18 protein-coding genes and 1 riboswitch are annotated in these 25,474 nt (G+C 71.0%); of the genes, 7 read left to right on the top strand and 11 right to left on the bottom strand.

The features are described from left to right. Window positions 1-14: 14 nt before the first annotated feature. The 4 genes from FHU35_RS01820 to dctA all read right to left on the bottom strand — a co-directional run bounded on the left by FHU35_RS01820 (window position 15) and on the right by dctA (window position 6,124). Entirely contained in the window at window positions 15-1,235 is a 1,221-nt protein-coding gene (locus FHU35_RS01820) for an acyl-CoA dehydrogenase family protein (protein WP_145736051.1), read from the bottom strand. A gap of 18 nt (window positions 1,236-1,253) precedes the next feature. Then, a complete protein-coding gene (locus FHU35_RS01815; RefSeq protein ID WP_145736049.1) occupies window positions 1,254-2,756 on the bottom strand; it encodes a bifunctional type I 3-dehydroquinate dehydratase/shikimate dehydrogenase in 1,503 nt (500 codons plus the stop codon). 83 nt (window positions 2,757-2,839) lie between these two features. Then, window positions 2,840-4,222: a PepSY-associated TM helix domain-containing protein gene (locus tag FHU35_RS01810; protein ID WP_145736047.1), complete on the bottom strand. Its 1,383-nt coding sequence runs from the start codon at window positions 4,220-4,222 to the stop codon at window positions 2,840-2,842. A gap of 504 nt (window positions 4,223-4,726) precedes the next feature. Next, on the bottom strand, window positions 4,727-6,124 hold the full coding sequence (gene dctA / locus FHU35_RS01805; protein ID WP_145736045.1) for a C4-dicarboxylate transporter DctA: 1,398 nt from the start codon (window positions 6,122-6,124) through the stop codon (window positions 4,727-4,729). Window positions 6,125-6,373: 249 nt separating this feature from the next. Between dctA and FHU35_RS01800 the strand changes: the two genes are divergently transcribed. Next, a complete protein-coding gene (locus FHU35_RS01800; RefSeq protein WP_145736043.1) occupies window positions 6,374-7,297 on the top strand; it encodes an alpha/beta hydrolase in 924 nt (307 codons plus the stop codon). 41 nt (window positions 7,298-7,338) lie between these two features. On the opposite strand, the gene FHU35_RS01795 is transcribed toward FHU35_RS01800, so the two are convergent. Next, a complete protein-coding gene (locus tag FHU35_RS01795; protein ID WP_145736042.1) occupies window positions 7,339-8,406 on the bottom strand; it encodes an alpha/beta fold hydrolase in 1,068 nt (355 codons plus the stop codon). Window positions 8,407-8,757: 351 nt separating this feature from the next. Next, window positions 8,758-9,675 (bottom strand): alpha/beta fold hydrolase, encoded by a 918-nt coding sequence (locus FHU35_RS01790; RefSeq protein WP_145736040.1) that lies wholly within the window; start codon window positions 9,673-9,675, stop codon window positions 8,758-8,760. Between the two features lie 403 nt (window positions 9,676-10,078). Here FHU35_RS01790 and cbiE point away from each other — a divergent pair, with 403 nt between their 5' ends. Together cbiE and cobM are read left to right on the top strand one after the other, a co-directional pair. Continuing rightward, window positions 10,079-11,299, top strand: coding sequence for a precorrin-6y C5,15-methyltransferase (decarboxylating) subunit CbiE (gene cbiE / locus FHU35_RS01785; protein ID WP_145736038.1), 1,221 nt, complete (start codon window positions 10,079-10,081; stop codon window positions 11,297-11,299). After that, window positions 11,296-12,039 carry a precorrin-4 C(11)-methyltransferase gene (cobM, locus tag FHU35_RS01780; RefSeq protein ID WP_145736036.1) on the top strand — a complete coding sequence of 248 codons (744 nt, stop codon included), beginning with the start codon at window positions 11,296-11,298 and terminating at the stop codon, window positions 12,037-12,039. Before cbiE ends, cobM begins: the two co-directional genes overlap by 4 nt. A 48-nt stretch (window positions 12,040-12,087) precedes the next feature. On the opposite strand, the gene FHU35_RS01775 is transcribed toward cobM, so the two are convergent. Continuing rightward, complete coding sequence (locus tag FHU35_RS01775; protein WP_145736034.1) at window positions 12,088-13,185, bottom strand: cobalt-precorrin-5B (C(1))-methyltransferase; 1,098 nt, start codon at window positions 13,183-13,185, stop codon at window positions 12,088-12,090. A 32-nt stretch (window positions 13,186-13,217) separates the two neighbouring features. On the opposite strand from FHU35_RS01775, the gene FHU35_RS01770 reads away from it, so the two are divergent. After that, on the top strand, window positions 13,218-13,967 hold the full coding sequence (locus tag FHU35_RS01770; RefSeq protein ID WP_246110015.1) for a cobalt-precorrin-6A reductase: 750 nt from the start codon (window positions 13,218-13,220) through the stop codon (window positions 13,965-13,967). Here FHU35_RS01770 and FHU35_RS01765 read toward each other — a convergent pair. From FHU35_RS01765 to cobG, 3 genes are read right to left on the bottom strand one after another with little or no spacing between them, the layout of a single operon-like run. Further along, a complete protein-coding gene (locus tag FHU35_RS01765; protein ID WP_145736032.1) occupies window positions 13,955-15,493 on the bottom strand; it encodes a precorrin-2 C(20)-methyltransferase in 1,539 nt (512 codons plus the stop codon). The genes FHU35_RS01770 and FHU35_RS01765 overlap by 13 nt on opposite strands. Beyond that, window positions 15,490-16,116, bottom strand: a complete 627-nt coding sequence (locus FHU35_RS01760) for a precorrin-8X methylmutase (protein WP_145736030.1) — start codon at window positions 16,114-16,116, stop codon at window positions 15,490-15,492. Before FHU35_RS01760 ends, FHU35_RS01765 begins: the two co-directional genes overlap by 4 nt. Next, complete coding sequence (gene cobG, locus FHU35_RS01755) at window positions 16,117-17,385, bottom strand: precorrin-3B synthase (RefSeq protein ID WP_145736028.1); 1,269 nt, start codon at window positions 17,383-17,385, stop codon at window positions 16,117-16,119. 75 nt (window positions 17,386-17,460) lie between these two features. Beyond that, a riboswitch (cobalamin riboswitch) is annotated at window positions 17,461-17,585 on the top strand. 133 nt (window positions 17,586-17,718) lie between these two features. Here cobG and cobN point away from each other — a divergent pair. After that, window positions 17,719-21,330 carry a cobaltochelatase subunit CobN gene (cobN, locus tag FHU35_RS01750; protein WP_145736026.1) on the top strand — a complete coding sequence of 1,204 codons (3,612 nt, stop codon included), beginning with the start codon at window positions 17,719-17,721 and terminating at the stop codon, window positions 21,328-21,330. Window positions 21,331-21,388: 58 nt separating this feature from the next. Here the strand turns inward: cobN and FHU35_RS01745 are convergent, their stop codons facing one another. After that, a complete protein-coding gene (locus tag FHU35_RS01745) occupies window positions 21,389-22,603 on the bottom strand; it encodes a cytochrome P450 (protein ID WP_145736024.1) in 1,215 nt (404 codons plus the stop codon). 54 nt (window positions 22,604-22,657) lie between these two features. On the opposite strand from FHU35_RS01745, the gene FHU35_RS01740 reads away from it, so the two are divergent. Both FHU35_RS01740 and FHU35_RS01735 read left to right on the top strand, forming a co-directional pair. Then, entirely contained in the window at window positions 22,658-23,566 is a 909-nt protein-coding gene (locus FHU35_RS01740) for a helix-turn-helix domain-containing protein (RefSeq protein WP_145736022.1), read from the top strand. 327 nt (window positions 23,567-23,893) lie between these two features. Continuing rightward, a complete protein-coding gene (locus FHU35_RS01735) occupies window positions 23,894-25,408 on the top strand; it encodes a sugar porter family MFS transporter (RefSeq protein ID WP_145736020.1) in 1,515 nt (504 codons plus the stop codon). Window positions 25,409-25,474: the final 66 nt, after the last annotated feature.

Genomic DNA, 25,474 nt, shown 5'->3' with positions numbered 1-25,474 from the left:
CGCGCACGCGGGTGTCAGGGCTTGAAGAACGACGAGTCGTGGGTCTGGCCGAGCGCGGCGCGCCCGATCGTGGCCAGGACGTGGTCGTCGTTGTCGTGGCGTGCGTAGAAGGTGAGGTCGCGCAGGATTCGCTCCACGGGACTGGGGCGAACCAGGCTGCGCGCTCCGCAGGCGCGGACGCAGTGGTCGACGGTCTCCAGCGCGAGGTGCTCGACGAGGTGGCGCGCTCGGTTGCCTGCGCGCTGCGCCCCGGGACGGTCACCGCCGTCCCAGAGGCGAGCGACGTGAGCGAGCCAGAGGTGCGCGGTGTCGATGTTGACCGCCATGGATCCGGCGCGTTGCTGGACGTAGGGATCGGCGGTCTTCTCCTGGCGCAGCAGGTACTCCCGCGCGTAGTCGAAGGCGCCTTCCGCGGCACCGAGGAAGCTGGCCGCGTAGTGGGGCGTGAAGGCGCTCTGCCACCCCTCGTGCAGGTAGGCGCCGGGCGTTCCGATGAGGTGCTCCTCGGGCAGGAAGGTCTGGTGGAACTCGACGACGTGACTCGCGGTGCCTCGCATGCCGATCGGGTCCCACCACGAATCGTCGACGGTGACCGTGGGGTCGGAGAGGTCGCACGCCAGCAGGAGAAGCCCTTCGGGCGGACCGTCGGCGTGCCGTGCGCCTCCGGGACCCGCGGTGTTCACCAGCAGGATCGCCCAGTCGGCACCGGTCGCGCTGGTGGCGAACGCCTTCGACCCGTCGAGCACCCAACCGCCGTCGACAGCGGAGATGCTGGTGCCGAACCTGGTGCCCTCGCCCGGTTTTCGCGCCTGCGGCTCCCCGCTCCAGGCCACCCACTTCTCGCCGCCGCGCACGATCCCGTCGAACCAGCGGGCCTGCTGCTGCTCCGAGGCCAGCGCGTGGAGGAGGACGAGGGAATTGGCGTGCCCCTCCCAGCAACGCCCCAACGAGAGATCGGCCTTGGCGAGTTCCTTGGTCATCAGCCACAGGGTGAGCGTGTCGCCGTTGAGCGGGCCGAGTCCCAGCCCACCGTGCTCGCGGGGAACCGTCGCCGCGTTCAGGCCGGCGGTGGCCAGGTCTTCGAAGTCCTTGCGGGGGAACGTCGCCGCGCGGTCGTGCTCGTCGGCGCGCTCCGCGCACGCCGCGGCGACTTCTCCGACGCGGTCGAGCAGCTCACGGCTCCGGGGGCTGAGGTCGTGCAGCCACGATGCTTCTGAAGTCGCCTCGAGGTTCACGCGTGATCCTTCCTGTCGTCAGCGGTGCTGGGAGCGCCGGGAGATCCGCGCGGCGTGCAGCAGCGCTCGCGTCTGCTCGGCCGGGATCTCGTGGTCGGTCATGAAGCGGAACTGGCAACCGGCGTCGGCGAGGAGCACGTCCCACCCGTCGATGACGGTGAGCCCGCGATCGCGGGCGCCGATGCTGACCGCGGTCTCCTCCGGGGCGTAGACCATGTCCACGACAACGGCGTCGTCCGGGAGCTCAGCCGGGTGGAACGGGGCTCGGTCGGTCATCGGGGTCGCGTGCACGAGGAGCGAATACCCGTTGGCGTGGAAGTCGTCGAGGGGGATGAACCCGAGGCCGAGCTCCCCGGCGACAGCGCGTCCTCGTCCCGGGTCGCGGTTGACGAGCACGGGGTCCGCCCCGCACTCGGCGAGCGCGAGTGCGGCGGCACGTCCGGCGCCGCCGCACCCGATGACGGCGGCCTTGCGGCCGGCGACCGGTACTCGTTCGCGGGCCAGGGCGCGACTGATGGCCGGGCTGTTGGAGGTGTCGGCGTGCCAGGAGCTGCCGTGGCGGACCAGCGAGTTCGCCGACCCCGAACTGCGCGCCGCCCGACTGGCGGTGGCGGCCGCCGCGAGCGCGGATTCCTTGTGCGGTGCGACGACGGTGGCCGCGCTCATGGGGAGGCCGAGCTCGGCCAGACCGGACTCGGCGACCTCGTCCCAGAAGGACTCGAAATCCTTCACCTGGAACGGCAAGTACAGGGCCGGGATGTCCAGAGCGCGGTAACCGGCGTTGTGCACGCGCGGTGACACCGAGCTCAGCACCGATCGGCCGACGATCCCGCAGACGGTGTTCAGCCCCCGCATCCGGGGGAATCCGTAGTCGCTCACCAGCTGCTGGACAGTCGGCAGGTCGGCCTCGCCGTCGCCCACCCCGCCGAACACGACGGGTGCGCCGAGGTGGGGCGCGAGCAAGCGGCTCCACAGACCGGACGCTCCCGTGCCGAACGCGGTGACATCCGATCGGCCGAGACCGCGGAGGAATCGCAGCGGCACCAAGGCGTCCTCGGCCCGAGTCGTGACCGTCGTGAGCACGTAGTGCGCGGCACCCGCGGCGGTCATCCGGGCGAACCGCTCGCGCAGCACGTCCTGGTCCGGGGCGGTGCCGTGCCACGAGATTCGGCGCCGTCGTGCCGGAAGTCGTTCCAGCAGAGCGGGAACGAGATCGCGATCGGCCTCCAGATCGACGAAGTCGTAGCGCTCGGCAGCGGCGAGCAACCGCGCTCGTCGCTGCGCGGGGGAGCCGTCGAAGGTCCCTCCTCGGTCCGCGCTGCGAAGGCAGTAGACGAGACGGCCGCCGAAATGATCGCGCAGTCGTGCGGTGTCCACCTCGTCGAGGAGATCAGCGCGCACCTCGACCAGATCCGCGTCAGCGCACAGATCGCTGAATTCCTCTCCGCCGAGAGGTAATTGTTCGGTCAGAACAGCGTTGATCGCGGCCCTGTCGCACTGCGTCTCTGATCCAGCGCGCATGATCGTCGCCTCCCAGTCGTACGAGTAGCCGAATCCGGATCGCGGAGTCCTCCGGGCGAATCGAGGCGCGAGCACCTCTGCCCTCACTCCTGGTGCGCACGGCGCCGGACGGTTCTGATGATCGAGTCGAGGACGAGGAATCCGATGAGGGAGACGCCGAGTACGGGCATCGCCCAGGCGAGGGCCGCGCCGAGAACCACCGCGGTGAGCAGCACCGGCCGGGGGAGCGCTCGCCACACGGGAGGCGGAGGGGACGGCCAGGCCGCGTCGCGCGGGCGACGACTCCACCACATCCGGTAGGCGAGGAAGATCAGGATCAGCGTTCCGAGAGCGAGCGCGGACACGACGACCTGGTTGACGATCCCGAACAACGTGCCGTCGTGGGCTCGGACGCCGAGGACGTTGAGCTTGGCGAGCAGCGGGTAGTCGTCGAACGCGACGCGGTCGATCACCTGTCCTGTGTGGGGATCCACTGCGATGCGGTCGTTGTGGACGGGCCAGCCCTCTCCGGTCTCCGCGACCGCGAAGATCTCTCCGGGCTCGGCCGGTGCGGTGATGGTCAGCTCTCCGCGCAGGCCGTCGGCGTGCGCCGCCTCCAGCACGCGGTCCACGCCGATGCGCTCGGCACCCGGTGGCACCGTGACTTCCTCGGTGTGGAGCTCCGGTTCGCTGGAGCTGAGACTCGCGAGCACCTGGTCCACCCGGTCCCCCACGTGGTGGGATTGGGAGAAGCCCGTGACCGCGAGCGCCACGAGGCCGAGCCCGAGGCAGAGTCCCAACGTGCTGTGCACGGCACGGGCTCGCGCGCGGGTCGCGAGCGGGTCGCGCGTTCCGGACTGGCGCCGGTGCGCGAGCCGGAGGACGAGCCCGCAGATGACGATCACCGGCACCCAGCTGGTCGCGAACTCGGAGTAGAGCCGCCCCACCTGGCCGAGGTGCAGGTTTCCGTGGACGTTGCGCAACCACACCTGCGCGGGCGGCCGGTCCTTCACCGTCGTGAGCTCGCCTTGCACGCGGTTGGTGTGGGGGTTGACGTAGACGGTGAGGTCCTCGTCGGAGAACCGGTCGATGTCGGGAAGTCCGGGCGTCGACAGGACGACTCCGGTCGTGCGGCCGGGTTCGGCGGGCGGGAGAACGGCCTTCAGCTTCGCCTGCGGATGAGGGGAGAGCGCTGCGGCGACCTGCTCGGCAGCGGGTCTGGGTTCGCCGGTCACGGTGTCGGCGAACAACTCCTGCCCGTGGACGGCGTTGACGATCTGCGGCGTGAACGCGTTGACCAGTCCGGTGAGGCACATGAGGACCAAGAAGGGCGCGACCGCCAGCCCGGCGATGAAGTGCACGCGACGGGCGACGGTGGCGAGACCGGTGCGCGGATCGGCGGTGTCGGGAAGTGCTGCGACATCGGCACGAGTGCGCCGCGGTGCCTCTTCCGGTATCGGTGCCTGGCCGGTGGTAGGAGGTGCCATGCAATCCCTCAGGTGGTGGTCGACGTTCGGGAAGGGATGAATTCGGGAATTCCGAGAGGAGTTCGACCGGACCGGAAATCGATGTGCGCGTACGCCGGGTTTCCGCTGAGAGCATGCTGATACAAGTGCGCGCCCAGGAACAACGCGTGCAGGACGAAAGGCGTGTGACGCGTCACCGCCGGGCGTTTCGGAGAAACGGGCGGGGTGCGCGCAGGGGCGAGAGGCGGACGTCAACGCACTCGCCACTGTGAAGGCTAACCGCGGTTATGCCTGCAGTGCAACGAAAAGCGGATTCCCGTGCTCGCGGTGTGCGAGGTCGCGCTCGGTCGTCGCGCCGACCTTCGGCGTCGCGCGAGCCGAGCGGTGTCGGCCGGCCGGGGGATGGTGCGCTGAGCGGCGCGGGTGTTCGGTCCCGCGGCTTCACCGCAGCGGAAGGGGCTGGGGAGCGTGCGGCGCCGGTTCGCGCTACCGGGAACTCGTCGGCGGTAGCGCGAACCGGGGCGGTTACCTGCTGAGCTCTTGGTCGCCGTGCTGCTGGGTGGGGGAGTCCGGAGCGGCCGCGTCCTGGGCCGTGGTCGCGGAATGCTCCGCGGCCATCAACTTCGCCGAGGCTTCAGGCGTGGCGAGCGTTTCTCGCGCCCGCAGCGGATCCAGGGCACCGTCCCATTTGGACACGATGAAGGTCGCCACGCAGTTCCCGAGGAGGTTGGTCACCACGCGCATGGTGTCCATGATCCGGTCCGCGCCGAGGATCAGCGCCACCGCCGCCACCGGGATCACGCCGACCGCGGAGGCCGTCGCCGACAACGCGATGAAGGCAGAACCCGGCACGCCCGCCATGCCCTTGGACGTGAGAATGAGAACGAGGACGACGGTGATCTGCTGACCGATGGTGAGTTCCACGCCCACGGCCTGCGCCATGAACAGCGTCGCCAGCGACAGGTAGATCGACGCGCCGTCGAGGTTGAACGAGTATCCGGTCGGCACCACGAGACCGACGGCCTCCTTCCGGCAGCCGGCTCGCTCCAGCTTCTCCATCATGCGTGGCATCACGCACTCGCTGGACGCGGTTCCCACGGCCAGCGCGAACTCCTCGCGCGTGAAGCGCACGAACCGGATCAGGCTCAACCCGGTGAACGCGCGCAGCAGCACGCCGAGCACGACGATGAACAGCGCGGCCGCGCCGTAGCAGGCGCCGATCAGCTTGGCGTAGGTCGACAGCGAGGACAGGCCGTACTGGCCGATCAGGTAGGCCATCGAGCCGAACACCGCGATCGGGGCCAACCGCATCACGTAGCCGATGATCTTGAAGATGACTTCGCCGGTCTGCTCGATGAAGTGGAAGACCTGCGGGGCGCGATCGAGTCCCACGTGCAGGAGACCCGCGGCGAACAGCACTGCCAGCAGCAGGACTTGGAGCAGCTCGTTGTCGGCGAAGGCTCCGACGGCGCTCTCCGGGATCATGTGCAGCACGAAGTCCGCGGCACCGGGCATCTGCTCGCCGTGCGTCTTGGCTTCCACGCCCGAGGCGTCCAGGGTGCTCGGGTCGACGTTGAGGCCGGCGCCCGGCTGGACGACGTTGCCCGCGATGAGGCCGAGCGCGAGTGCCGCCGTGGTGACGATTTCGAAGTAGATCAGGGCTTTGAGCCCGATCCGCCCCACCGAGCGCATGTCACCGGCCTTGGCGATCCCGACGACCACGACGGAGAAGATCAGCGGCGCGATGACCATCTTGATCAGCCGGATGAACCCGTCTCCGACCGGCTTCAGCGACTCGCCGAAGCTCGGCCACAGGTGGCCGACGAGGGTGCCGAGGGCTGCAGCGATGAGGACCTGGACGAACAACGAGGACAGGACGCTGCGCACCGGACTTCGCGATGCTTGCGCCGAAGCTGCGGACACGATCCCTCATTCCGTTATGCGGAAATATACTTTCGGACAGTGGCGTGAAGTGTGGATCGCGGTACGGGGAACGTCAAGACGTGATCCGCGGGAAACCCGCAGCGCAGCGCGATCAACAAAGTGTTGAAGGAGTCGTTTCAGAATGCGGCGGGAGCCGTTGTCTTCAAGTGTGAGACTCAGCTGGTTCCGCCACCCGCGCTGCCAAGCAACGTGATTCTGCGAGGACCCCTAACTCTCCGGAGGTGGGCCGTGCACCTTGATCCCGAGCTGGCCGCAGCCCTGCCCGCGCTGCCCGACCTGCACATCCACGACCTCGACGGAGCTCGCGGGCGGATGGCGGAGCTCGCCGCGCGCGCCGCACCGGCCGACACCACCGGGGTCGACATCGCCGAGCACGAGGTGCCCGGCGTCGAGGGGGTCGCGGTCCGGGCCTTCCGCCCGTCCGGCGCCCCCGATCCACTGCCTGCCGTGCTGCTGTTGCACGGGGGCGGTTTCGTGATGGGAGGCATGGATTCGCTCACCGCGCAGGCGGTGAACCTGTGCTCGCGGCTCCCCGCGGTCGTCGTCGTGGTCGATTACCGGCTGGCGCCCGAACACCCGTACCCGGCCGCGTTGCGGGACTGCGAGTCGGCTCTGCGCTGGACGGCGTCCGGGGCCGATCGGCTGGGCGTGGACCCCGCGCGCCTCGCGGTCCACGGCATGAGCGCGGGTGGCGGGCTGGCCGCGGCGCTGACGCTGCTGGTCCGCGACCGTGGCGGTCCTCCGGTGCGGTTCCAGGTGCTCGACGCCCCGGAGGTCGACGACCGGGTCGAGACGCGCTCAGCGCGCACGTTCGGGGACACGCCGCTGTGGAACCACTCCGACGCGGTGCTGAGCTGGCAGCACTACCTGCGCGGGTGGAGCGGGGACGTACCCGCGCACGCGGCACCCGCTCGTGCCGACGACCTGTCGGGTCTTCCGCCCGCGTACCTCGCGGTGTACGAGAACGACCCGCTGCGCGACGAGGGCCTGGCCTACGCCTCCGCGCTGCTGCGCGCGGGAGTGTCGGTGGAGCTGCACCTGTTCCCCGGGACCTTCCACCGGTCGGCGGTGATCGCCGGAGCAGCGGTGTCGCAACGTCAGGAAGCCGAAACCCTGGAAGCTCTCCGGCGAGCACTGCACCCGGCTGAATGACGTTGTCGCCGAAGGGGTTCGGCCGTGGGGGACGCCGTGTTTCAGCCGGTGGCGAGCCGGGATGCGGTGGCGCGGGCGATGAGGCCGTCGAGCAGTTCGCCGAGGGCCGCGGGGTGTTCGAGCGGGAGCATGTGGCCTGCGTTCGGGATCATCGCCAGTTCGGAGCCCGGTACCGCACGGGCGATCGCGGTGCTGTGCTCCGGCGCGATCGTCACGTCGTGGCCCGCCCCGACGACGAGCGTGGCCGCCCGGCCCAGAACCGGCAGCGCCGCGCGCTTGTCCAGGGTCAGGAACTGGGGGATGAGCGCCACTAGCGCGTGGACCGGATTCGACCGCGTGAGCTGCAGGACGAAGTCCACCGTCGACGGCGGCACCCGCGAGGCGAATGAGAACGCCCGAGCGGTGGCGAGGGCGGCACGCCTGAGGGCGCGGCACGAGACCGAGGTCAGTCGCAGCCGGTCGATGACGGCCAGCACCAGGTTGGCGGCCTCGGGCGGGAGCAGCACAGGACCGTTGACCGGTGCCGCCGCGGTCGTCACCAGGCCGACGCCGACCACGCGGTCGCCGAAGAGCTCGGGCCGCTGCTCGGCGAGCGCGAGGATCGCCATGCCGCCCATCGAGTGCCCGACCAGCACCACCGGCCCCTCGGGAGCGGTCTGGTCGAGCACTGCTGCCAGGTCGTCGCCGAGCTGGTCGAGGTTGAGGGCGGACACTCCGCCCATCTCGGACCGGCCGTGGCCGCGGTGGTCGTAGGAGACCACCCGCGCTCTGCGGGCGAGCGACGAGCGCTGGAGGTGCCAGAAGTCGTTGTCCGCCAAGAACCCGTGAGCGAGGACCACGGTGACGGGCGATCGCGGATCACCGGTGACGTCCACGTGCAGCGGCACCCCGTCCGAGGCGGCGACGCCGAGCGCACCGGGGGCCGAGGCCGCGGGGGTGACGACCTCGGCCCCTGAACGCGACACCGGGTCCGCGGTCGGGGTCAGCGCGGAGGTGCCGTGGGTGAAGCGCAGGGCGAGGCCGGACGCCGAACCGCGCACGCGTCGCGCCATCGTCCGGACCCGGGCGCCGAGGGCGGCCTGCGGCGATCCCAGGGGGAGGGTCACCACGGGCGCACGTCCGCGCCGCAGGTCTGCTCGGCTTCGAACGCCGGCTCGGGGGAGCGTCGGCCTGCGGTGCGGAGGGTGACCACGTGCGCCTTCCGTGTCGGGGAGGAAGGTCCGGCCACGACGCCGCGCGGGGGCGACCGCAGCGCCGTGACCGGACCGTGATGTCTCGACCAACGTAACCGGCGGTGACCGAACCTTCAACCCGAACACTCACACGGGTTAACAACCTGGGCGCAACTGCGATCGGATCACTTCAGTGAGTAACCGAACGGGCTCCGGACGGCCCTCGCGATGCGATCAGTGGTGAATGACATCAAGATCGAACTCCGATCACCGCCTGCGGGTCGGTGTTCACGCGCCGCCCACTGCCGGGAGCTGGGCGCGGCACGCGACGGGTCGGGCGTTGGCCGGGTCGAGCCGGTTGAGGACCAGGCGGGCCGCGTTGGGGTCGGCCGCGAGCTGCAGGTGGTCGGAAAAGTCCTCCGGGCAGACGTCCTGGATGACGATGTTCGTCATGCCCGGCGCGGCTCCGGAGGTGTATGGCACGACCAGCTCGTCGTACTTGGTCATGATGTTGAGGTACTCCACGCCGGGGGAGGCGAGGCCGCCCTCGTGCAGGTCGGTGATGAACTCCGATCCGGTGAGCAGCTGCGGGCAAGCCCCGCACACCGGGAGCTGCACGCCGAACGCGTTCGCCAGCGCGCTCAGCGGCCGCGCGGGATCCGTGCCCGTGCCGTTCCACGCAGGCGCGATCGAGATGTAGTTCTTCACCGCGGGCGCTCCGCCGAGGAACTTGACGTAGTGCGCGGGCATCAGCGTGCCCTGCGAATGGCCGACGAGGTCGACCTGGTCGGATCCGGTGGACGCGCGCACCTCGTCCACGAACTTCGCCAGCTGGGCCGCGCTGGCCCGCATGTCGCCGAAGCCTCCGAGCGCGTCGTGGCCGGTGGGCGAGGAGGCCGGTGCGCCGTAGGTCAGCGCGAAGACGCAGTAGCCCTCGTTCTTCAGCAGCGGACCGTAGGTCGCCCAGTTCGTGGACTTGTTCCCGACGGTCCCGTGCACCAGGACGACCGGACGCGGGTGCTCGGGCGACGGTCTGCACGCCCAGTCGTTCGTGCCCGGTGCGTTGATTTGCGCTCCGGCCGTGATGGCGGAGGGCAGGAACTGGTACGGCACGGGGAGCGGTTCGTCGGCGGCGGCGGGGAGCGCGGCGGAGACGGTCATGACGGCCGCGGCGACGGCGGCGAGAACGAGGCGAGAGACGCGCATGGAAGCCCTTCGTTGGGTGTTCCCGATCACAAGCACACTGGTTCCGCATATCGATACCTCTGTTCTGCCTGCCGCACAAGGCTTTCGGTCGGATGCGCGGAGGCGCGCGGATCGTCGGGGAGTCAGCGCGGCGGGCTGCTGGTGATCGGGATCGGCGATCTCGGTGACCGGCGTTACTGCACGGCACGGCAGCGGGTGGCACCCTGTTGCCGGTTGATGGCAACTAGACTCGGGCGGTCCTGAGCTTCGTCGTGGGTGGTGGTGTGTGCACGTGATCGGCAGAGCGGACCGCATCTCGCGGCCGTGCGGGGAGCGCCGTCCGCGAGTCCCGGCGATCGGTGCGCGCGAGGTCCCGGCCCGGAGCGCGCGGTGATCGCCGACCAGGCCGAACGCGCGGGTCGCGATGCGTGAATCCGACTCTCGGGTGACCGTCGTCGGCATCGGTGCCGACGGAACCCCCGGCCTCTCCCCAGCGGCCGACCACGCCCTGCGCGCGGCGGACGTCGTCATGGGCAGTACGCGGCAGCTCGCCGCGCTGGGCGATGGCGTTGCCGCCGAGCGCCTCTCCTGGCCGTCGCCGATGCTCGACGCGCTCCCCTCGCTGCTGGCGGAGAACGCGGATCGCCAGGTGTGCGTGCTGGCCAGCGGCGACCCCATGTTCTTCGGCATCGGCGGCACGCTGGTGCGCTTGCTCGGGCCGGAGCGCGTCCACGTCATCCCGCACCCGTCCTCGGCGTCCCTGGCGTGCGGCCGGATGGGCTGGGCGCTGGACAAGGTCGACGTGGTGAGCCTGGTGGGCAGACCCCTGGAAACCCTGCACCCCTCCGTCCAACCGGGTCGCCGGGTGCTGGTGCTGAGCTCGGACGGCCGGACTCCGGCGAGCGTGGCGGCCCTGCTCACCGAACGCGGTTGCGGGGACAGCGAGTTGAGCGTGCTGGAACAGCTCGGCGGTGCGGACGAGCGCAGGATCGACGGGGTGGCGGGGGAGTGGCCCCACGCCGAGGTCGGCCCGCTCAACGTCATCGCGATCGACGTGCGTCCCGAGCCCGGTGCGCCTCTCCTGCCGCGCACGCCAGGGCTTCCCGATGACGCCTTCGAGAACGACGGCCAGCTGACCAAGCGCGAGATCCGCGCGATCACGCTCTCGCGCTTGGCACCCGTGCCCGGTCAGCTGCTGTGGGACGTCGGTGCCGGTGCCGGGAGCATCGGCATCGAGTGGATGCGCAGTCACCCGGCGTGCCGCGCGATCGCCGTCGAGGCGCACGCCGAGCGAGCCGCCCGGTGCGCGCGCAACGCCGCTGCTCTCGGCGTTCCCGGCCTGGACGTGGTCACCGGTTCCGCGCCGGACGCGTTGCGGGACCTGGAACGGCCGGACGCGGTCTTCGTCGGCGGAGCGGTCACCGTCCCGGGAGTCGTGCAGACCTGCTGGGACTCGCTCGCGGCGGGCGGCAGGATGGTGGTCAACGCGGTGACGCTGGAATCGGAAGCGGTGCTGGCCGACTGGTACGAACGGCTCGGCGGTGAGCTGGTGCGCACTGCGGTCAGCCGCGGTTCGCCGGTCGGGAAGTTCACCGGGTGGCGCACGATGATGCCAGTGACGACATGGAAGGTAAGCAAGCGATGACAGTGCATTTCATCGGAGCCGGACCCGGCGCCGCCGACCTCATCACGGTGCGGGGGCAGAACGCGATCGCCGCGGCGCCGGTGTGCCTGTACGCGGGTGCGCTGGTCCCGGAGGAGCTCCTGGAGAAGTGCCCGCAGGACGCGCGCCTGGTCAACACCGCGAAGATGACGCTGGACGAGATCATCGACGAGCTGGTGACCGCGGATCAGCAGGGCCTCGACGTGGCGCGGTTGCACTCCGGCGACCCGTCGGTGCTGAGCGCGATGGCCGAGCAGATGCGTCGCCTCGACGCGGCAGGGGTGGACTACGACGTCGTCCCCGGCGTTCCCGCGTTCGCGGCCGCGGCCGCGTCGCTCAAGCGCGAGTTCACGGTGCCGGGCGTGTCCCAAACCGTGGTGCTGACGCGCACTGCCGCGCGAGCGACGGCGATGCCCGAGGGGCAGGACCTGGCGACGCTGGGCCTCTCGCGCTCGACGCTGGTGCTGCACCTGGCGATCCAGCGGGTGGATCAGATGGTCGAGGAACTGGTGCCCAACTACGGGCAGGACTGCCCGGTGGCCGTCGTGGCGCGCGCGAGCCGCAGCGACGAGGTCATCCTGCGCGGCACGCTGAAGGACATCGCCGAGCAGGTCCACGCCGCCGAGATCAAGCGCACCGCGGTGCTGGTCGTCGGTGAGGCGCTGGCCGCGTCGCAGTTCCAGGACAGCAGCCTCTACTCCGCGTCGCGGCAGCGCGACTGAGCGTTGGAGGACTCGGCGCGGCCGGTGTTCCCGGTCCTGGAGCGGGGCCTAGGAGCCGGCCGTCCGCCCGACGATGGTGCCTGCGCGGTCGATGACGATCACGTCGACCGCGACCGGCGCCTCGCGCAGGACGGCGACGGCCTCGACCCGCGCGCGCTCGGCGATGAGGTCGCCCAGCGCGACTCCCGCGGACTGGCTGTGCCGCAACGCTTCCAGAGCCGTGTTGGAGTTGCGGATCTGCTCCAGCAGGTCGTCGTCGCCCCCGATCTCGCGCGCCATGTCCGCGAGCGCGCTCAGGTCCACCTGACTGCGTCCGGAGTGCAGGTCCAGGTGCCCGAGGGCCAGTTTGGACAGCTTGCCGACGCCGCCACCGATGGTCAGGCGCGGAACCGGGTGGCGGCGCAGGTACTTCAGCACTGCGCCGGCGAAATCGCCCATGTCCAGCAGCGCGTCCTCGGGGAGGCCGTGGACCTCGCTGACGACGCGCTCCGAAGTGCTGCCCGTGCACCCGGCCACGTGCTGGTGCCCGGCGGACCGCGCGACGTCGACACCGCGCCGGATGCTCGCGATCCACGCCGAGCACGAGTACGGCACGACCACACCCGTGGTGCCCAAGATGGACAGTCCACCGAGGATGCCCAGCCGCGGGTTCCAGGTGCGCGTGGCGATCTCCTCGCCGCCCTCGACGGAGATCTCCACGACGACGTCGCCGCTGCCGCCGTGGGCGGCCGCAACGCCGTCCACGGCCTCGCGCATCATCTGGCGCGGCACCGGGTTGATCGCCGGTTCGCCCACGTCGAGCGGCAAGCCGGGTTTGGTCACGGTGCCCACGCCGGGACCGGCGACGAAGGACACGCCCGAGCCCGGCTCGCCGTGCCGCACGGTCGCGCTGATCACGGCCCCGTGCGTGACGTCGGGATCGTCACCGGCGTCCTTGACGACCGACGCGCTCGCGGAGTCCTCGGCCAGGTTCTCGCGCGTGAGCGCGAACTCCGGCGTCTGCCCCTTGGGCAGGACGATCCCCACCGGGTCGGGGAAGGATCCGGTCAGCAGCGCGGTGTAGGCCGCGGTCGTCGCCGCGGTCGCGCAGGCACCTGTCGTCCACCCGTAGCGGAGCTTTCCGCCTTCGTTCGCGGGCGTGGTCATTCCAAGGTTTCCCGTCTTGCGGAGGTCGTGCTGTGAGCACCTCGGTGCTGGTCCTCGGCGGGACCGGCGAAGCGCGGCGGCTCGCCGCGGAACTCACCGAACGTACCGGCTACACCGTAGTGTCCTCGCTGGCAGGGCGCGTGCGCGATCCCCGGGTGCCCGACGGCGCGGTCCGCGTCGGCGGGTTCGGCGGCGAGCAGGGCCTGGCGGCGTGGCTGCAGGAGCACGCGATCGACGTCGTGATCGACGCGACCCACCCCTTCGCCGAGCAGATCACCACCAACGCCGTCGGAGCGGCCCGGCGCACCGGGTGCGGGTTGCTGATCCTCCGCCGCCCGGGCTGGCAGCCGCAGCCCGGCGACGACTGGCGCTGGGTGAGCTCGCTGCCGGAGGCCGCGCAGTCCCTGACCCCGGCCGAGCGGCGGGTCTTCCTGGCGACCGGGCGCCAGGGGCTGGCCGCCTTCGCCGACCTCGACGATCACGAGTTCCTGCTGCGCTGCGTCGATCCGCCGGACCCGGAATCCCCGCGTCCCCGCAGCCTTGAGGTGCTGCTGGAACGCGGGCCGTTCGCGGTCGAGGGGGAGCGGGAGCTGCTGCGGGAGCACCGCATCGACGTGGTCGTGACCAAGGACAGCGGAGGGGAGATGACCGCGGCGAAGCTGGTGGCCGCCCGCGAGCTCGGGTTGCCGGTGATTGTCGTGCGTCGACCTCCGCCGCCCGAGGCGCCACGCGTGGCGACCGTGGAGGCCGCCATCGCGTGGCTGGACGACTACGCCGGATAGCGCCGCGGCGTGTAGGTGATCGTGCTGTCACCGCGCTGCACCACGCGCGTGGTGGACGAGCCGATGATCAGCAGGCACCGCATGTCGACGTCGTCGGGGTCGAGCTCCGCGAGCGTCGTCACCGTGATGTGCTCGTTCGCGTACCCGGCGTTGCGGCCGATCACGACCGGCGTCTGGGGACTCCGGTGCTCCAGCAGCAGGTCCCGCGCGGCGGAGACCTGCCACTTGCGGCTGCGCGATGCCGGGTTGTAGAGCGCCAGCGCGAGATCTGCCTCGGCCGCGGCCGTGAGCCGCTTGGCGATCGCGTCCCACGGCTTGAGCCGGTCGGACAACGAGAGCACGCAGTAGTCGTGGCCCAGCGGCGCGCCCGCGCGGCTGGCGACCGCGTGCGCCGCGCTCAGGCCCGGCAGCACCCGCACGTCCACCTTCTCGAACCTGGGGTCCGCGGCGGCTTCCAGGACGGCCGTGGCCATGCCGAAGACGCCGGGGTCGCCCGAGGAGACCACCGCGACGCGAGAACCGTTGAGCGCCAGCTCCAGCGCGTGCTCCGCGCGCTCGGCCTCCACGCGGTTGTCCGAGGCGTGCCGGATCTGCCGCGGGTTGGCCGGAACCCGGTCCAGGTACGGCCCGTACCCGACGAGTTCGTCGGCGGTGGCCAGGGCGTCCTGGGCCTGCGGGGTCAACCACGAGCGCTCCGCGGGACCGAGCCCTACCACCACGACCTCGCCCACCTGCGGGGGCGCCGGAGGGGCGGCGGCGGGAGTCCCGTCCGCCTGCGGGCGGTTGGCCGGGCTGGGGATCAGCGCCAGCGAGAAGTAGGGGACCGACTCCGGATCGACCTCGGCGAGCGGTTCGAAGCGCTCGCGCTCGGTCGAGGCGCGCTCCACGTACCAGGCCTCGTCGAGCCGGCCGGACTTGTCCAGCGCCTCGCGGACCGACCCGAACGTGCGCCCCAGCTTGAGGATCGCCGCGGCGTCGGTGCCCGCGAGGCGTTCGGCGAGGACGTCGCTCGGCAGGGTCCCCGGGAGCACGGTCAGCACCTCGTCGCGCTCCACGAGCGGACGGCCGAGTGAGGCCGAAGCGGCGCTCATCGACGTCACGGCCGGCACGACCTCCGTCGGGTACCGGTGCGCGAGCCGCTTGTGCATGTGCATGTAGGAGCCGTAGAAGAGCGGATCTCCCTCGCACAGGACGACGACGTCCCGTCCCGCGTCGAGGTGCGCGGCGAGGCGGTTGGCGCTGTCGGCGTAGAAGTCGTCGATCGCGCCCTGGTACCCGCCGGGGTGGTCGGTGCCCTCGGTGGTCACCGGGTAGACCAGCGCCTCCTCGATCTGGCCGCCCGGGAGGTAGGGCTCGGCCAGCGAGTAGGCGATGCTGCGACCGTGGCGGGCGCTGTGGAAAGCGATCACGTCCGCCGAACCGATGAGCCGGACGGCCTTGATGGTGGCGAGCTCCTCGTCGCCGGGGCCGAGGCCCACGCCCCAAAGTCGGCCCGTCCCAGGGCTGGTTTCTTCCGCTGCGTTCATTCTTCCTCGCTCGCAATTGCATTGATGGCGGCTGCGGTGAGAGCACTGCCGCCGCGACGCCCGTGCACGACCACGTACTCCAGTCCGAGGTCGTTGCGGGCCAGCGCCACCTTGGACTCGGCGGCACCGATGAAGCCGACCGGGATGCCCAGCACCGCAGCGGGAACCCCGGCCCCTTCGGACACGAGTTCCAGCAGCCGGAACAGCGCGGTCGGCGCGTTCCCGACGGCCACCACGGCGCCGTCGAGCCGACCGCGCCACAGCTCCATCGCCGCCGCGCTCCTGGTGTTGCGCAACTCGCTCGCCAGCTCGGGGACCTGCGGGTCGCCCAGCGTGCAGATCACCTCGTTGTCGGCGGGCAGCCGCTTGCGCGTGACCCCGGCCGCGACCATGTTGGCATCGCACAGGATCGGGGCACCGCGCCGCAAGGCCGCGCGGGCGGCGAGGACCGCGTTGGCGGAGACGTCCAGGTCGTCGACGATGTCGACCATCCCGCAGGAATGAACCATGCGCACCGCGACCTGAGCGACCTCGGGGGACAGCCCGGAGAGGTCCGTCTCGGCGCGGATCGTGGCAAAGGACTGGCGGTAGATCTCCGCGCCGTCGCGGATGTAGTCGTTCACTCATTCCCTCCGGGACGCCGCCACCGCGGTGGCGGCGTCATCGATGTTGCCGTTGTGCGTGCGGACCTGACCGCCGTGGCTCACCTGGTAACCGCCCTCGGTGGCGACCACATCGACGACGTCCCCCCGGGGAACACCGCAGCGGCGGGCGCATCCGGCCCAGTGCACGGCCTTTCCCCTCGGCATCAGCGGCAACGCGCGTGCCGCGTCGGTCTGCACGTCCGCGAGCGCCTTGCCGCATCCCGGGCGACCGGTGCACGCCGTGACGCCGATCCAGGGCGACATCGGGTCGGTCACGAGCCCAGCGCGCTCCACAGTGGACATGTGCTTCCGGGCCGGGTCGAGCATGAACGGGATCAGCGCGCCGCGCCACGGAGTGAGACGGATCTCGCCCGCACCGGCGCTCGCCACATCGGCGAGCGCGGCCGCCTGCTCGCCCGACAAGCGGCCGAGCGGCACCACGGTCGCGAGCGTGACCTGCCCGTCCACGCCCTCGATCGCGCCGGCGGGAACGGTCGACTCCGGTGCCGGCAGGTCGGGCAGCGGCGCGCCCTGCCGGAGGGGGTGTTCGGTGCCGTCGAGCACGGCCCGCACCCGCGCGGTCACCCGCGGCGATCCCCGGTCGAGCTCCGCGAGCCGCCACGCGCCCGAGTCCTGCGCCTCGCGCTCGGCCAGGAACGCGCGGGCTGCGACGTGCATCACCGCGGCGGCGCTCGCCGGGGGCGTGCGCAGGCCCGTGTCGGTCCCGGCCAGCAGCAGCGCGGCCTCGTGCGGGCCGACCGCGATGACCGAGACGTCCGCGCCCAGACCGGCGACATCGCCGCGGCCGTCGTCGAAGGCGAACAGGAAGCGCCCGGACAGCGCGGTGAGTTCTGGATCACCGCACACCCTGTCGTCGAGGTCGGTGACCAGCGGCTGGACATCGACGAGGCCGATCCGGTCACATCCGCTCAGCGGCGAGCCGAGGATGTTGCGCACCCGCTCGTGCGGAACGGAGGGCAGCAGTCCGCTCGCGGAGAGCCTGCGCGCCAACTCCTCTCCCGCGTCGTCGCGCAAGCCGCGGACCTGCATGTTCCCGCGGGAGGTGAGTTCGATATGCTGCTGGCCCAGCTCGTGCGCGGCAGTGGCCACCGACCGCAGCTGATCAGCGGTCAGCCTGCCGCCGGGAACGCGGATCCGTGCCAGGCCACCGTCCTCGGCCGGGTGCAGGCGCACCGCGCCCGGGCAGGCGTCGTCCCGGAGCCGGGAATCGTGGTCGTAGGTGGGCACGGCGATACATGGTAGTTGCAGCTTGTTTGCAACATCAGCGCCTGTCGGTAGGATCACCGACGACTGCAGCAGGGGGAGGAAGCCGGTGCGATTCCGGCGCGGTCCCGCCACTGTCACCGGGGAGCAAACCCCACCACGAGATCACGGCCGCGTTCGGCTGGAAGACCGGGGTGCGCGCCGATCCGGGAGCCAGGAAACTCCGCCTGCCGTGCCCACCCAGCCATGTCCGGGGCGAGGACCCCGAGAGAGGTGCACCATGCGAACCGCGTCCTGGCCGCCTGCGCTCGGCGAAGTCATCGCGCTGCCGACGAAGCACGTCGAGGAATTCACCGCATGATCCTGCTCTTGTCCACATCGGATACCGATCTCCTCAGCGCGCGCGCCAGCGGTGCTGACTTCCGCCTCGCCAACCCGGCGCGCGTGGAAGCCGGGGAACAGCTCGAGGAACTCGTCGAGGGCACCGACCTCGTCGTCGTGCGCATCCTGGGCGGACGTCGCGCGTGGGAGGCCGGGCTCGACCAGCTGCTCGCGGGCCCGCGCCCGGTCGTCGTGCTCGGCGGCGAGCAGGCACCCGACGCCGAGCTCATGGAGTGCTCGACCGTTCCGGGCGGTGTCTGCGCCGAAGCGCACAGCTACCTCGCCCACGGCGGGCCGGAGAACCTCTCGCAGCTCTACAACTTCCTCAGCGACACGCTGCTGTTCACCGGAAACGGCTTCGAACCGCCGGTTCCGGCGCCCTCCTGGGGCGTGCTGGAGCGCGAGCCTCGCACCACCGAGGGTCCGACCGTCGCGGTCCTCTACTACCGCGCGCACCACATGGCGGGCAACACCGCGTTCGTGCACACCATCTGCGAAGCGATCGAGGACGCGGGAGCCCAAGCGCGGCCGCTGTTCTGCGCATCGCTGCGCAGCCCCGACCCGGAACTGCTGGACGCGCTCGGCGGCGCCGACGCGCTCGTGGTGACCGTGCTGGCGGCCGGAGGTGCCCGTCCCGCAACGGCTTCCGCCGGTGGCGACGACGAGGCCTGGGACATCGGCAAGCTCGCCGAGCTGGACATCCCGATCCTGCAGGGCCTGTGCCTCACCAGCAGCCGCGAGCAGTGGGAGGCCAACGACGACGGTCTGTCCCCGATGGACTCCGCCACCCAGATCGCGGTGCCGGAGTTCGACGGCCGGTTGATCACCGTGCCGTTCTCGTTCAAGGAGAACGACTCCCAGGGGCTGCCGGTCTACGTCGCCGACCCCGAGCGCGCGGCGCGGGTGGCCGGGATCGCGGTCGGCTACGCCCGGCTGGGTCACGTGCGGGCCGCCGACCGCCGCGTCGCGCTGATGCTGTCCGCCTACCCGACCAAGCACGCGCGCATCGGCAACGCCGTCGGTCTGGACACCCCGGTCAGCGCCGTTCGCCTGCTGCAGGCGCTGCGCGACCAGGGCTACGACGTCGGGCCGGAAACGGGTTCCGACGCCGTTCCCGGGCTCGCCGAGCAGGACGGCGATGCGCTGATCCACGCCATGATCGCGGCCGGTGGTCAGGACCGCGACTGGCTGACCGAGGACCAGCTGACGTCCAACCCGATCCGCCTGCCCGCCAAGCGGTACCGGCAGTGGTACGAGACGCTCCCTGCGGAATTGCGCGAGCAGGTCGAGCAGCACTGGGGCCCGCCGCCGGGCGAGCTGTTCGTCGACAGGTCTCAGGACTCCGAGGGCGAGATCGTCCTCGCCGCACTGCGTTTCGGCAACGTGGTGCTGATGGTGCAGCCGCCGCGCGGCTTCGGTGAGAACCCGATCGCCATCTACCACGACCCGGACCTGCCGCCGAGCCACCACTACCTGGCCGCCTACCGGTGGATCGCCGACGACTTCGGCGCGCACGCCATGGTGCACCTCGGCAAGCACGGCAACCTGGAGTGGTTGCCGGGCAAGTCGGCGGGCCTGTCCGCGTCCTGCGCGCCGGACGCCGCGCTGGGCAACCTCCCGCTGATCTACCCCTTCCTTGTCAACGACCCGGGGGAGGGCACCCAGGCCAAGCGCCGGGTGCACGCGACCCTGGTCGACCACCTCGTGCCGCCGATGGCGCGCGCGGAGAGCTACGGCGACATCGCGCGCCTGGAGCAGCTCCTCGACGAGCACGCCAACATCGCCGCGATGGACCCGGCGAAGCTCCCGGCGAGCCGCAGCCAGATCTGGACGCTGATCCAGGCCGCCAAGCTCGACCACGACCTCGGTCTCGCGGAACGCCCGCACGACGCGGAATTCGACGACTTCCTGCTCGACGTCGACGGGTGGCTGTGCGAGGTCAAGGACGCGCAGATCCGCGACGGGCTGCACATCCTCGGTGACGCACCGACCGGACCGGCCCGGGTCAACCTCGTGCTGGCGATGCTGCGCGCGCGGCAGATGTGGGGCGGGCGCAGCCAGGCGCTGCCGGGTCTCCGCGAAGCCCTGGGCATGTCCGAGGACGGCAGCGCCTCGCGCGAGCAGACCGACGACGCCGAGTCCCAGGCGCACGCGCTGGTCGAGGAGATGGAGCGCCTCGACTGGGACCCGGGTGCCGCGGATGCCGCCTGCCGCGAGGTGCTGGGTCGTTCCGACTCCACCGTGGCCGGCGTGCTCACCTTCGCCGCCAACGAGGTCATCCCGCGCCTGGCGGCGACCACCGACGAGGTCACCGCCGCCCTGCACGCGCTGGAAGGCGGTTTCGTGCCCGCCGGCCCCAGCGGTTCGCCGCTGCGCGGTCTGATCAACGTGCTGCCGACGGGCCGCAACTTCTACGCGGTGGACCCCAAGGCCGTGCCGAGCCGGCTGGCGTGGGAAACCGGCCAGGCGATGGCCGATTCCCTCCTGGAGCGCTACCAGGCGGACACCGGGACGTGGCCGCAGTCGGTGGGCCTGTCGGTCTGGGGGACCTCCGCGATGCGGACCTCCGGCGACGACGTCGCCGAAGTCCTCGCGCTGCTGGGTGTTCGCCCGACCTGGGACGAGCAGTCCCGGCGGGTCAACGGCCTGGAGCCGATCCCGCTGGAGGACCTGGGCCGTCCGCGCATCGACGTCACCATCCGCATCAGCGGGTTCTTCCGCGACGCGTTCCCGCACGTCGTGGCGCTGCTCGACGACGCGGTGCGGATGGTCGCCGACCTCGACGAGCCCGACGAGCAGAACTTCGTGCGGGCGCACTCCCGGGCGGACCTCGACACCCACGGGGATCAGCGTCGCGCGACGATGCGGATCTTCGGTTCGAAGCCGGGTTCCTACGGCGCGGGCGTGCTGCCCGCGATCGACAGCCGCGACTGGCGCGGCAACGAGGACCTGGCCGAGGTCTACACGGTGTGGGGCGGTTTCGCCTACGGCCGCGATCTCGACGGCGTCCCGGCGCGGGAGGACATGCAAAGCGCCTTCCGGCGGATCTCGGTGGCCGCGAAGAACACCGACACCCGCGAGCACGACATCGCCGACTCCGACGACTACTTCCAGTACCACGGCGGGATGATCGCCACGATCCGCGCGCTGACCGGCAAGGACCCGGCCGCCTACATCGGCGACAGCACGCGGCCGGACTCGGTCAAGACACGCTCCCTGCACGAGGAGACGGCGCGGGTGTTCCGCGCTCGCGTGGTCAACCCGCGCTGGCTGTCGGCCATGCGACGGCACGGCTACAAGGGCGCTTTCGAGCTCGCGGCCACTGTGGACTACCTGTTCGGCTACGACGCCACGACCGGCGTGGTCGCGGACTGGATGTACGAGAAGCTCGCCGAGAGCTACGTGCTGGACTCCGAGAACCAGGAGTTCATGCGCACGTCCAACCCGTGGGCCCTGCACGGGATCACCGAGCGGCTCCTCGAAGCGGCTGACCGCAAGCTGTGGGAGGAACCGGACCCGGAGACCCTCCAGGCGCTGCGCGAGGTCTACCTCCAGGCGGAGGGCGACCTCGAAGACGGCCCGGCCTGACGAACCGCGCGACCCCCGGCCGGATCCGTCCGTCCGGGGGTCGCGCGCGTCCGCGGGTTCACGGCCGGTCCCACTGGACGGGCAGGGAGCGGGGGCCGCGCAGGGCGACGCCGACCTGGCTGCGCACCCGCACCTGCTCGGCGGTCGCCGCCGGGTGCAAGCGCAGTCCCGGGAGCCGTTCGAGCAGGACCGTCAGGGCGGTGCGCAGCTCGGCGAGGGCCAGCCAGGTCCCCGCGCAGGTGTGCGGTCCCTGACCGAACGCGAGCATCGCCGTCTCGCGGCGGGTGACGTCGAACCGGTGCGGGTCGGCGAACTTCGCCGGATCGCGCAGGGCGGCGTTGATCGAGAAGATCATGAACGTGTTCGGCGGGACGTCGATCCCGTGCCACGTGGTGGCTTCCGGGCACAACCGCGGCAGCAATCCCACCGGTGGCTCCCACCGCAGGCCCTCCCAGACCGCCCAGGGCACGTGCTCCTGCGGATCGGAGCGGACCAGGGCGAGCTGGTCGGGGTGGGTCAGCAGTCCGGTCAGGAGGTTGGCCAGTCCGAGCGCGGTGGTGTCCGCGCCTGCCGGGAACAGCAGGCGCAGGAACGACAGCACCTGCTCGTCGGTGAGCGCCTCGTCCTCCGCGGATTCGGTGACCAGCCTGGAGATCAGGTCGTCCCCGGGCTCGGATCGCCGCTGCTGCAGGACCGGCCGGAGGTAGTCGGTGAACTCCCGCGAGCTCGCCTTGGCCGCCTCGGGCTCGAACGGGTAGTAGAACAGGTCGTGCGCCCAGCGCCGGACGGTCTGCTCGTCCTCGACCGGCAGCCCGAGCAGGCGGCTGATGACCAGGACCGGATAGGTGCTGGTGAACTCCTCGACCAGGTCGGCTTCGCCGCGATCGGCGATCCGGTCGACCAGCTCGTGGGCGAGCGGTTCCAGGATCGGTTCGACGTAGTCGGTGGCGCGGTTGCGGCGGAACGGTGGTGAGGCGATCGCCCGGTTGATGCGGTGCTCGCGCCCGGACATGCACTGCAACGTGCGGCCCAGGACCGGGCCGGTGGTCAGCGGGTAGATCGCCGAGGCGGGGAAGGTGTCCTCGTCCTTGAACGCGGCGCTGACCAGCTCGTGGGTGAGCAGCAGCACCGCGTGCGCCCCTGCGAAGGGCACCACCGCGTGGGCTTTGCTCGCCCGCAGCTCGGCGAGGACCTGGTGGAGCTCGGGCGCGTCCTCGAAGGCGAAGTCGACGTCGTCGAGGTCAGCGGCCGCTGCCAACGGTGAAGTCGTCACGGGCGGACCCTCCCTGACTGGCTGCACGAATATTCGAATCGTTAGAGTGAGTATGTGAATAGCACGGTAGGGAGTTCGCCCAGGGAAGGCAAGGGACGTTCCTCGTCGCCGCCCACCGAGCGAGTCGTCGCCATCGTCGAGCTGCTGGCGGGGCGCTCCGAGCCGCTCGGGGCGGCCGAGATCGCCGACGAGCTGCAGCTGAGCCGATCCACGGCGCTCGCAGTCCTGGCTTCACTGGCCGAGCGCGGGTGGGTCTCGCGCGGCACCGACCTGCGCTATCGGCTCGGTGCGCGGCTGGCTGCCCTCATCGCGCGCGGTGCACCGGAACCGGCCGTGCCCCCGGGGACCGAGGAGGCCTTGCGCGAGCTGGCCGAGGCCGCCGGGTGCGGGGTGGCGCTGAGCGCGGTCACGGCGACCGAACTCACCTTCGTGTCGGTGTTCGCCGGTGACGGTCGAATCCCAGCGGGGATCACCCCCGACACCGTCGTGCCGCTGCGAGCCCCCGCGGGCGCCGCCGCGGTCGCCTTCCGCTCCGAGCGGGAGCGAACCCGGTGGCTGGCCGGCGCCGAGGAGGCTCAACGCGACCGGCTCGCGGAAGCCCTGCGCCTCCTGCGATCCGACCTGGTCGCCGCCTGGGGGATCGGAGCCGCCGCTCCCGCGCAGCTCGACGTGCTGGCCGACGTCGTCGACCACCTCGCCGAGCACCCGGCTCCGCGCGAGCTGCGCACCCGGGTGCGGTCGCTGATGACCGACATCAGCGGCCTGCCCTACACCGCGGCCGACATCGGCTCGGAGGAACCCCTGCCGCTGAGCTACCTGGTCGCACCCGTCTTCGACGCCACCGGTGCGGCCGCGTGGGAGCTGCAGCTCGGGCCCCTGCGCGCGTCGGTCGGGCGTTCCGAGCGCGAGCACTGCATCACCCACTTGCGCACCACCGCCCAACGCCTCAGCGGAGCCGAGTGACCGCACGCTCCGACTCACCACCGAGAACGTCCAGCACCCCGCACATTCCACAGGAGACGGTGAGGACTTGCGGCGCTCACACCACTCCCGAACAACGCGGTCACCAGTTCCCAGTTTTAGTCATAACTGAGCAGACATTTCGGGCGTGATCATGGCTCGGTTTGGACTAAAACTGGGACTTGGTGCGCTCTTCGCAACAGGGAACGACTGAGTTCCGGTGGGCGTGTTTCTGTTTCTCCGGCGCCGGAGTTCGGCGATGCGGCCAGGTGCGCGGTGCCATAGCATCGCATTCGCACGGCTCTTCGCCAGACTTCGCGAGGGGGGCGGATGTCCGGTCCACGATCCGAGGATTCCACCCGCGCGGACTTCGGCGGCGAGCCGGAGCTGTCCGCGGAGGAGCGGAAGCTGCGGGGCGTGCCCTCTCAGACCCCCGACGACCCGATCCGCAACGTCTACTACGTGGCCTTCGTGGCCGCGCTGGGCGGCTTGCTGTACGGGTACGACACCGGCGTCATCTCCGGCACCCTGATCCAGATCGCCCAGGACTTCGGGATCACCGAGTCCTACGACCTGTTCGGCGCCACCTTCTCCGGGCACACCATCCAGGAGACGATCACCGCCTCCATCCTGGTCGGTGCGGTGATCGGCGCGCTCGGTGCCGGGTGGTTCGCGATGCGGTTCGGCCGCCGGGCGACGATCATCACGGTCGCGGTGATCTTCGCGGTCGGCGTGGTGCTCGCCGGGATGTCTCCCGAACCCCTCACGCTGATCGGCAGCCGGCTGCTGCTGGGACTCGCGGTGGGAGGCTGCACCCAGACGATCCCCACCTACATCGCCGAGCTGTCGCCGCCGGAGAGGCGCGGTGGCTTCGTGACGTTCTTCAACGTCGCCATCGGACTCGGCATTCTCAGCGCCGCACTGGTCAACGTGGTGTTCAAAGACGCCGGCTGGCACTGGAAGATCGTGGTCGCGGTCGTCCCCGCCGTGCTGCTGATCATCGGAATGCTCAGGGCGCCCGAGAGCCCGCGCTGGCTGGTGAACAACGACCACGTCAGCGCCGCGCGGATGGTGCTGCGCTGGGTCAGGCCGGACGGCAAGGCCGCCGACGACGAGGTGGGGGAGATCCGCCACGTGCTGCGCCGGGAGAACGAGGCCGAGGGAGGCCCCTGGTCGGCGCTCGGCGAGGCGTGGCTGCGCCCCGCGCTGATCGCGGGGCTCGCGGTCGCGGTCTTCACCCAGATCACCGGCCTCGAGATGATGATCTACTACACGCCGGTCATCCTCTCCATGGTCGGCTTCTCCTCGGACTTCTCGCTGTGGGCCAACGTCGGTGTCGGCGTCGTGTACGTCGTGATGACCGTGGTCGGAAAGCTCGTGGTCGACCGGCTCGGCCGACGACGCCTGATGCTCACCATGCTGCCGGGCTCCGCGATCTCGATCGCGCTGTTCGGCCTGGTGTTCCTCGTGTCCGGGGACCAGCCGAACCCCTGGCTCGCCCTGGTCCTGCTGCTGGCGTTCATGTTCTTCCAGGCCGGCGGCATCCAGGTGGTCGGCTGGTTGCTCGGCTCGGAGATCTACCCGCTGAGGATCCGCCCGGCGGCCACCGGTCTGCACGCCGCATCGCTGTGGGGCGCGAACCTCCTGGTCACCGCCACCGCCCTCAGTCTCGTGAACGCGCTGAGCCTCGGCGGAGCGATGCTGGTGTACGCGGCCCTCAACGTCATCGCGCTGGTCGTCATCTACTTCCGCGTGCCCGAAACCAAGGGCCGTTCCCTGGAAACCATCGAGCAGAGCCTCAAACGCGGTACCTTCCTCCCAGAGCCTTCCCAGAGCGGTTCCTGATACCGCGTTGCGCAGGTTCGGGCAGGAGAGCGAAGTCCGGGCCACTCGACCGAGCTGGTGAGTGAG

It is taken from the genome of Saccharopolyspora dendranthemae (assembly GCF_007829955.1).
Classification (GTDB): Bacteria; Actinomycetota; Actinomycetes; order Mycobacteriales; family Pseudonocardiaceae; genus Saccharopolyspora; species Saccharopolyspora dendranthemae.
This window is presented reverse-complemented; position numbering and strand designations above follow the sequence as displayed.

What these genes read in the sequence shown, in the direction of transcription:
- cobN (WP_145736026.1), top strand. Translation starts at nt 17,719, where the DNA reads ATGATCCTGCTCTTGTCCACATCGGATACCGATCTCCTCAGCGCGCGC.
- cbiE (WP_145736038.1), top strand. Translation starts at nt 10,079, where the DNA reads ATGCGTGAATCCGACTCTCGGGTGACCGTCGTCGGCATCGGTGCCGAC.
- FHU35_RS01775 (WP_145736034.1), bottom strand. Translation starts at nt 13,185, where the DNA reads ATGACCACGCCCGCGAACGAAGGCGGAAAGCTCCGCTACGGGTGGACG.
- FHU35_RS01735 (WP_145736020.1), top strand. Translation starts at nt 23,894, where the DNA reads ATGTCCGGTCCACGATCCGAGGATTCCACCCGCGCGGACTTCGGCGGC.
- FHU35_RS01790 (WP_145736040.1), bottom strand. Translation starts at nt 9,675, where the DNA reads ATGCGCGTCTCTCGCCTCGTTCTCGCCGCCGTCGCCGCGGCCGTCATG.
- FHU35_RS01815 (WP_145736049.1), bottom strand. Translation starts at nt 2,756, where the DNA reads ATGCGCGCTGGATCAGAGACGCAGTGCGACAGGGCCGCGATCAACGCT.
- FHU35_RS01810 (WP_145736047.1), bottom strand. Translation starts at nt 4,222, where the DNA reads ATGGCACCTCCTACCACCGGCCAGGCACCGATACCGGAAGAGGCACCG.
- cobM (WP_145736036.1), top strand. Translation starts at nt 11,296, where the DNA reads ATGACAGTGCATTTCATCGGAGCCGGACCCGGCGCCGCCGACCTCATC.
- FHU35_RS01765 (WP_145736032.1), bottom strand. Translation starts at nt 15,493, where the DNA reads ATGAACGCAGCGGAAGAAACCAGCCCTGGGACGGGCCGACTTTGGGGC.